This is a genomic window from Achromobacter sp. JD-1 (assembly GCF_038594925.1).
Taxonomy (GTDB): Bacteria; Pseudomonadota; Gammaproteobacteria; order Burkholderiales; family Burkholderiaceae_B; genus Achromobacter; species Achromobacter spanius_C.
This window is the reverse complement of the sequence record NZ_JBCGCS010000003.1, coordinates 61,991-69,636: the sequence shown is the minus strand read 5'-3', so window position 1 is coordinate 69,636 and position 7,646 is coordinate 61,991. Positions and strand designations below refer to the sequence as shown.

The 7,646-nt window shown below is 62.7% G+C and carries 7 protein-coding genes and 1 pseudogene; 4 read left to right on the top strand and 4 right to left on the bottom strand.

Features of this window, described 5'->3' with window-relative positions:
* The 3 genes and pseudogenes from rpsL to WBR68_RS05890 form a co-directional block, all read right to left on the bottom strand.
* Positions 1–78 (bottom strand): annotated as a pseudogene (gene rpsL, locus WBR68_RS05900) (30S ribosomal protein S12); the annotation flags it as partial.
* 263 nt (positions 79–341) lie between these two features.
* Entirely contained in the window at positions 342–614 is a 273-nt protein-coding gene (locus WBR68_RS05895; RefSeq protein ID WP_230693705.1) for a hypothetical protein, read from the bottom strand.
* A 41-nt stretch (positions 615–655) separates the two neighbouring features.
* Positions 656–1,357: a response regulator transcription factor gene (locus WBR68_RS05890; protein ID WP_230693704.1), complete on the bottom strand. Its 702-nt coding sequence runs from the start codon at positions 1,355–1,357 to the stop codon at positions 656–658.
* Positions 1,358–1,616: 259 nt separating this feature from the next.
* Between WBR68_RS05890 and WBR68_RS05885 the strand changes: the two genes are divergently transcribed.
* From WBR68_RS05885 to WBR68_RS05875, 3 genes are read left to right on the top strand one after another with little or no spacing between them, the layout of a single operon-like run.
* Positions 1,617–2,333, top strand: a complete 717-nt coding sequence (locus WBR68_RS05885; protein WP_050450093.1) for a response regulator transcription factor — start codon at positions 1,617–1,619, stop codon at positions 2,331–2,333.
* A 34-nt stretch (positions 2,334–2,367) separates the two neighbouring features.
* Positions 2,368–3,477 (top strand): FecR domain-containing protein, encoded by a 1,110-nt coding sequence (locus tag WBR68_RS05880; RefSeq protein WP_050450094.1) that lies wholly within the window; start codon positions 2,368–2,370, stop codon positions 3,475–3,477.
* 10 nt (positions 3,478–3,487) lie between these two features.
* A complete protein-coding gene (locus WBR68_RS05875; protein ID WP_127186193.1) occupies positions 3,488–5,812 on the top strand; it encodes a CHASE2 domain-containing protein in 2,325 nt (774 codons plus the stop codon).
* 18 nt (positions 5,813–5,830) lie between these two features.
* On the opposite strand, the gene WBR68_RS05870 is transcribed toward WBR68_RS05875, so the two are convergent.
* Positions 5,831–7,117 (bottom strand): serine/threonine protein kinase, encoded by a 1,287-nt coding sequence (locus WBR68_RS05870; RefSeq protein ID WP_230693703.1) that lies wholly within the window; start codon positions 7,115–7,117, stop codon positions 5,831–5,833.
* A gap of 135 nt (positions 7,118–7,252) precedes the next feature.
* Here WBR68_RS05870 and WBR68_RS05865 point away from each other — a divergent pair, with 135 nt between their 5' ends.
* On the top strand, positions 7,253–7,645 hold the full coding sequence (locus WBR68_RS05865; RefSeq protein ID WP_050450096.1) for a TssQ family T6SS-associated lipoprotein: 393 nt from the start codon (positions 7,253–7,255) through the stop codon (positions 7,643–7,645).
* Position 7,646: the final 1 nt, after the last annotated feature.

Here is a 7,646-nt window from a genome sequence, read left to right as displayed (position 1 = left end):
GTTTTCGAGCGCGGGGCTCTTGCTTTTGATAATGCTGACTTCGCGCGGCTTGCGCACGAGTTGGCTAATGGTAGGCATGACCTTTGAAATCCCTTTTACGTACCACTGGTAAGTACTTACGTACTCGTCTCCTCAAGCAGTGAATTCTCTCGGAGAAGGCAGTTCGCGCAAAACCGCCTCAAACGTTCATATACGTAAAAGAGCGGGCTTGCCAACAAACCATGACAAACGCACAAAACTGATAGCGGCTGGGCTGCCAAGACCTTAGTTGCAACTGATGGACCCAAACCAAAAGGCTCGTGACGCACCTTGGTTTCAGACCGGGTTTTCAGACCGGCGTTTCAGACCCTAACTAAGCTCTTGAACTGTTTGCCTTTTGCGTACAGATTTTGCGCGCGAAATAAAGCAGTAAGCCCTTTAGCATAACTGAGATCAAGGCGTACTGTCAAAGATTTTTGTAAGTCCGGCGACGCGGCAAGCAACAGCGAAAAGCCGGCAAAAGGCGGGGATTTACACGCCGCTTGTGAAAAATGGGGCCGTGTAGCGGCAAAGATCTGAAATGCCCGCCTGGCCGAGAGCCGCGCCTGCGGCGAGGCGAGCATCGGGTAAACCATGGGAATTCAGCGCAGGCGGCAGTGTAGCGCCAGGTGGCGGCTTACCGGTCCGCAAACAAGTAACCGCTGCCGTACACCGTGCGAATCGGCAACATCACCCCCGCCAGTTCGGCTTTGCGACGCAGGCGGCTGACGATGACATCAATGCTGCGCGACCCACTCGAGCGCACACCACCGCCTTCCACCCGCAGTTCCTCGCCCAGTACAGAACGCCCGACCGTCCTGCCCGCCACCTCAAGCAGCGACCGTACGATCAGGCGCTCATTGGCCGACAGCGAGATCGTCGCCCCCGACGGGGCAACCAGCGTCCAGCCCTGGTCGCGCAGCTCCCATTGGCCGCTTACCGCGTCTTCAACCGCCGGGGTATCTTGACTGGGGGGAAGGCGCCGCGCCAGCGCCAACAGGATGCATGCAAGTTCGCGCGGGTCCTGGGGATCGGGCAGACAGGCATCAGCGCCACTTTGCAGGCAACGCAACCGACTATCCACGGAAACGCCCTTGCCTGTCACCACGATGCCCATGGGCGAAGACCCGTGCAACCGGGCAACGAGCGCGTAACCGATTTCGCCCAACGTCCCAACGTCCAGGACGACGGCATCGTAGACACCGCTATTGAGCAATCCGAACAGTTCGAGAGAAGTCGAACAGCCCCGTGCGGAAATGCCGGCTTGCAGCAGGGCGGACACGGCGGCGTTTCGAGCGACCTCGTCCGGCGACATCATTAATATGCGTAATTGATTCATGGCAATCTCAACCCCCTAACCACACCGCCCACGCGACCGCTTGTGACGTTGCACGTAGGACGATTGAGACAGTGTGGCGCGTTGTTACGCAACAACTCCAGTCAAGATTCGTTAACTTTGCAATGTTTGACAGTTCTTGCCACAACGTAGCCAGCCGTGCCGCCGCGCGAGTTATCATTCGTTTACATAAATTCGCTCACCTTTGCAGCAGGGGCGCCAGCGGCGTTCTTGCGCAGCAGACCTCCGCGAGACTTTCCCGATGAAGATTGCGTCGCTGGAAGACGACCTTGACCAAGCCCGGCGCATCCACCAAGTGCTGACTGCCGCAGGGTACACCTGCTCCAGTTATCACCAGAGCCGCGACCTGTTGGCTGCGTTGCGCTCGCAGCGCTTCGATCTCGTGCTGCTGGATTGGCACCTGCCGGATATCGATGGCGACGATGTGGTGCGCTGGCTGCGCGCCAACATCGGTCCTCGCGTCCCCGTCATTTTCCTCACCAATCGGTCTTCTGAAGACGACCTGGTGGAAGGGCTGCGCGCCGGCGCCGACGATTACATCGTCAAACCGCTGCGCCCCCTGGAATTGCTGGCCCGCGTGGCCGCGTTGTTGCGACGTAGCCAGATCGCCGAACCAGCCGATGACACTTTCGACGTCGCGCACTACCGCATTGAGCCCGCCGCAAGAGTGATCTCGCTACACGGCGCCGCCGTGTCGCTGGCGCCCAAGGAGTTCGAACTTGCGTTGCTGTTCTTTCGCAACCTGGGCCGGCTCATGTCGCGCGATGTGATCGCCGAATGCGTGTGGAACCGCGAGATTCCCGCGACCTCCCGCACCTTGGATACGCACCTGTCCAACATTCGCCAGAAACTCCAGCTACGCCCCGAACACGGTGTGCGCCTCAGTTCGTCCTATGCGCTGGGTTACCGGCTGGAACTGAACAGCGCCGTGGAAGACAACCCGGCCAGCCCGTCGTAGACACGACGCGCGTATCCCTGGAGAACCGATTCTTATGAGCCGCTGCCGCGCGCTTTCTTTGCTTGCCTTGCTTTCCTGCCTGTCCGTGTCGGGGGTGGTGCGCAGCCAGCCTGCGGGGGCATTGGGCGACGACTTCATCTATCGCGTGCGGCAGGGAGACACCCTGATCAACCTGGCCACGCGGTACACCCGCAATCAGGCGAACTGGACAAAGTTGCAAACCTTGAACAAGGTTGTCACGCCTGAAATGCTGCCCATCGGACTTGAACTGCGGATTCCACTGTCGATGATCCCCGAGCGTCCCGCCCAAGCGCGCGTGGTGCATGTCAGCGGACAAGCCGACCTGAATGGCCAGTCCGTGCAATCCGGCACCAGTGTGGCTGAAGGCAGCACGGTAGTGACCTCGCCCAACGGCTTTGTGACGCTGGAATTGGCCGACGGCTCCAAGCTCACGCTGCCCGCTGGCGGTTCGGTCGAATTGACCCGGCTACGCCAGTTCGAAGGCACCGCGCTGACCGACTCCGTCATCCATATTCAACGCGGCAGCGTCGAATCCACCGTCGCCCCCGACGGCCAAGGCGTCGGCCGCTTCGAAATCAGGACTCCCGTTGCGGTCACAGGCGTGCGGGGCACGCGATTCCGTGTGCAAAGCAGCGCCGGCGGCGTGCACAGTGAAGTGCTGGAAGGCAGCGTGCGGCTGCAAGCGCATGCGCCAGGCGCTGCGCCCGCCAAACCTGTGTCAGTCGCGCGCGGCTATGGCGCTGCCGTGCGTAATGACGGCAGCGTGTCCGGTGTGCGCGAGCTTTTGGCCGCGCCGCAACTGAGTCCCCCCATACGCACGGGCGGAGGCGCCTGGACCAGCGCCTTCATGCCAGTGGCCGGTGCGCGTGGCTACCTGGTGCGCGTGTCGCGCGATGCCGAAGGCGCGCTGCCTGTATCTTCGGCTAGCTTCGCCACGACCAACATTCACTTCAGCGCGCCGGGTCCCGGCAAGTTCTATGTTTCGGTGCGCGCGGTCGATGATCTGGGCCTGAGGGGGCAAGATGCCGTCGCCACGTTCGAAGGCGCGAACCAACTGATGACCTCGTTCGGCCTGGGGGTCGGCACCGGCACAGGCGGACTCATCACGCTGACCGAATACTAGGCCCCGCCCAATGGCCGACGCCCCCGACGCCCTCGACCGGACCTCGCGCTCAGGGCTGTGGCTGACGGTGATATTGGCGGCATTGGCGGCTCTGCTGGGCTTGTTGAATGGCTTGGGCCGGGTCGATCAGATCCTGTACGATCGCGCCATCACCATGAGCGGACGCCCGGCCGACCCGGATATTCTGATCGTCGCCATCGACGACGCCAGCATCGAGACGCTGGGGCGATGGCCCTGGCGACGGGCGATCCATGCCGCGTTGCTCGACCGTCTGCAAGGCGCACGCGCGGTTGGGTTGGATTTGATCTTCGCGGAAAGCGACACAGTCAATCCCAACGATGACTTGCTACTTGCCCAGAGCATCCAGCGCAATGGCCGGACGGTGCTGCCAATTGTCCTGGACCGCTTGAACAATCCTTCCGCGATGTCGATGCCGATCCCCGCGCTGGCGCAAGCCTCAGCGTCAACGGGCATCATCAATGCGCGCGTTGATCCTGACGGCGTGGTGCGTGAAGCAACGTTGACGACCCGATTCGCGGGCAAGCGCTACAACCACCTGGCGCTCTCCATGCTGGAGGTCGGGGGCCAAGGCAAAGCGGTGGAACAGTTTCTACAACAGGCGGGCCCCAACGGCGACATCCTGATCCCGTACACAGGCCCCGCTGGCCACATGCGTACCGTCTCCTACCTGTCCGTCCTGCGCGGCGAACTGAGTCCGGAGGACTTGCGCGACAAGTACGTGCTGGTGGGCGCCTGGGCGACCGGCTTGGGCGACGCTTACCCAACACCGGTATCGCACGACTTGAGCGGCATGTCGGGCGTGGAGATCATCGCCAACCTGATGCAGTCCGCGCGCGACGGCGTGTCCTACCATCGTCCACCCGCCGCCTGGAATGCTCTGTTTTCCGCTTTACCCGTGCTGCTGGCCTGCCTGGCGCTGTGGCGCTTGTCACCCAAGCGGGCATTGCTTGTCAGTGCTGCGCTCGTTACGTGCATTCTTTTGACAGCGTGGTTGCTGCTGGCCTACGCCAGCTTGTGGTTCGCGCCGACCGCTGCACTCGTGGGCGTAGCGCTTTGCTATCCGCTATGGAGCTGGCGTAGCCAAGAGGCGGCGCTGCGCTATATGGACCATGAACTGCGTCGACTGCAGCGCGAGTATCCCCCCGTCCTGAACGAGGCGCGAGCGCAGTTGACCGGCCCGAATGCATCGCTGGAAAGCCGGGTTGGGGAATTGCAGCGCGCGCTGGAGCGCGTGCGCAACCTGCGGCGTTTCCTGGCCGATGGACTGGACGGCATGCCCGACGCAACGCTCGTCTTCGACCAGGAAGGGCATATGCAGTTTCGCAACCAGGCCGCGGTTATGTACTTCCAGCGGCTGGGGATGCGCCCTCCCCGCGTGGGACACCCCGCCACGCATTTGCTTGAGAAGACCATTTCCGACGATACGACGCGACAGCGCGTGGCCGACGCACTGCGCGGCACGCTGCCCACCAACGACTCATCGCGTTGGACGGCCGATCTGGAAGTGCGTGATCACGCGGGGCGCGACCTGATCTTGAAGTGCGCGCCGATTCACACCGCCGAAGGTAATTTCGCGGGTACCGTCGCCACGTTGACGGATATTTCGCGGATTCGCCAAGCCGAACGCCAGCGTGAAGAGACTCTGCGCTTCATCTCGCACGACATGCGCGCGCCACAAAGCTCCATTCTGGCGCTTGTCGAGATGAAGCAGGAGTCCGGCACTCAGGATGGGCAGGGTGAGACCCTTGCCCGCATCGCCACACTGGCGAACCGTACCCTGCATCTGGTGGACGACTTCGTACATCTGACGCGCGCGGAATCAATGACAATCAGCGCGGTAGAACTCGATCTGGGTAGTTTGCTGCAAGATGGCGTCGACGAGTTCTGGGCCTCCGCGCACAAACGCGGCATTACGCTGGGCCTGCGCATGCCGCTGCCCGTTGCGTACACCCGGGGCGATCAGACGCTGCTGATGCGCGCACTGTGCAATCTGATCGACAACGCCATCAAATACAGCCCGCCGCAGACACGCGTCGAATGCGGACTAGAGCAGGCGCAGAATTTCTGGCGGGTAACCATCCGGGATCAAGGACAAGGCATTGCCGAATCTGATCTGGCACGGCTGTTCGAACCCTTTTCGCGCGTGGGCGTCGAGACCCGAAATGACGTGGGCGGCGCCGGACTCGGCCTGGCGTTCGTGCGCACCGTGGCGGAACGCCATGGCGGGACGGTGGAAGTCAGGAGCGAAATCGGCGTGGGGTCTGCATTTAGCTTATGCTTGCCCGTTGCGCTGGATGCCGAACAAGAGGGCTGACTCGGCCGGCCTGGAGCCTCACTGGAAGGTGTGAGAAATTACCGCCGGCTTGCCTGCCTTGATTTCAAGCGTTCCGCGGTAGGGCGGCAGGTCCGCATTGCGCAGCACCACTTGGTACTTGCCGGGTATCAAGCGTATTTCCTTGACTGGCGGGCTGATGCCGCGCGCCACGCCGTTGACCCATACTTCACCCCACGGGCGGATGTCCAGGCGCACGCGCACGGGCACCCCCATGGGCTTGGGTTTGCTGGCTACCTCGCCGGCCCCCGTGGCCGACGGGGACTGAGCGCCGAGAGTGGCCGTCGCCGACACGGGCTCGGGGCGCTCGGTCGCCACCTCGGGCGCATTCTGAACACTGGGTGGTGTAGTCGTGACCGGCTCAGCGGGTTCAACGGGGGGGGCCGGTTCTTGTTGCGGTGCGGCGGCTGGGATGGCCGCAGCCGTGGACGACGAAGCGACCGGAGGCATGGGGTGTACGGCAGGCGGGTTAGGCATGACGACTTCGGAACTGGTGATCAGGGCATTGGGCGCGCCTTTCCCCCAATGAAACCAGCCATAAATGCCAATGCCGATCAAGGCCAGGACGGCCAGCAATCCCAGTAACGGACGACGATTGCGGCTTGGCTTGCGCGCGGTCGCGACGGGCGGCGGCGTGGCATGGGCGGTGCCGGTGAGGGTGTCTGCCTCGGCGGGAGACGGCTCGATATACGCGGCCACCCCCAATAGCGCAGCCAGCTCGGCCAGCGTCTGCGGCCGGTCAGTCGGCGTCATCGCCAGGCCGCCGTCAATGACGGACAGAAAATCCGAGTTGTATTTGGACAAGCCCAGCGACGTCAGAGGCTCATAGGCATCTTCTGCGCGCCGCTCCGGAGCGGGCTGCGGACGACGCCCGGTGACCAAGGCGTACATGACCGCGCACAAAGCGTAGATATCGCTCCACGGGCCACGCGGCCATTCCATGGAATCGGTATATAGCTCAAACGGCGCGAACCCGGGCGTCGGGCTGCGGCTGGCTCGGCGCGAACGAGCAACCACCAGTTCGGGCAGCAAATGAGCCCGCGCGTTCTCGTCCATCCCTACGGTGTCCAGCGAGATATCGCCGCATATCTCACCCTGGGCGTGCAGGGCGATCAGGGAAGGCAACAGGTCGGAGACCAGCCGCTTGATGCGAGATTCCGGCACGCCCCCCGCCATGCTGGCGGCGATCGCGCTCAATGGACGCAAGGCAAGCGGCGCGGCGCCTGAAAACGGCCCACGCGGCGTCAAGAGGCCGGTGGAGGAAGACATGATGGAAATTGCGCTCATGCGCGGACTGATGCGAAGATGGAATAGTGGGAATATTATCCAATCCGCAACATCAGGACATTGCCGAAGATGTCCGAGCGCATCAGGCTGTGGCACGATGACGCTTCGCCCAATCCTCCTCCCCCCTTATAAGTTATGAAAATTCGCCTTCTGAGCAGCCTGCTCGGCGCGACAGTAATGCTGGCGGGCTGCGCCGGGATCTCGTCGCGGCCCGAAAGCCCGCCCAGCGCCGAAGCACTGGCGCAATTGCAACAAGTCCGGGATATCTACGGCGCAGGCCGCTACGGGGAGGTCATCCGAACCGTCGCTACCTCTGATGAGTTAGCCTCATCGACCAAGGCGGTGCGCATCGAGGCCTATAAGCTGCAGGCGTTCAGTTATTGCGTCAGCCGTTACGCTCAGCTGTGCGAAGACAGCTTCGCCCGCATCCTGGCGCTGGATCCTTCGTTTGAACTAGCGCCAAATGAAGCCGGCCATCCGTCCTGGGGCCCCGTCTTCCAGCGGGCCCGGGACCAAGCCGCGAAGTAGA

What these genes read in the sequence shown, in the direction of transcription:
- WBR68_RS05895 (WP_230693705.1), bottom strand. Translation starts at nt 614, where the DNA reads ATGGTTTACCCGATGCTCGCCTCGCCGCAGGCGCGGCTCTCGGCCAGG.
- WBR68_RS05890 (WP_230693704.1), bottom strand. Translation starts at nt 1,357, where the DNA reads ATGAATCAATTACGCATATTAATGATGTCGCCGGACGAGGTCGCTCGA.
- WBR68_RS05885 (WP_050450093.1), top strand. Translation starts at nt 1,617, where the DNA reads ATGAAGATTGCGTCGCTGGAAGACGACCTTGACCAAGCCCGGCGCATC.
- WBR68_RS05880 (WP_050450094.1), top strand. Translation starts at nt 2,368, where the DNA reads ATGAGCCGCTGCCGCGCGCTTTCTTTGCTTGCCTTGCTTTCCTGCCTG.
- WBR68_RS05875 (WP_127186193.1), top strand. Translation starts at nt 3,488, where the DNA reads ATGGCCGACGCCCCCGACGCCCTCGACCGGACCTCGCGCTCAGGGCTG.
- WBR68_RS05870 (WP_230693703.1), bottom strand. Translation starts at nt 7,117, where the DNA reads ATGAGCGCAATTTCCATCATGTCTTCCTCCACCGGCCTCTTGACGCCG.
- WBR68_RS05865 (WP_050450096.1), top strand. Translation starts at nt 7,253, where the DNA reads ATGAAAATTCGCCTTCTGAGCAGCCTGCTCGGCGCGACAGTAATGCTG.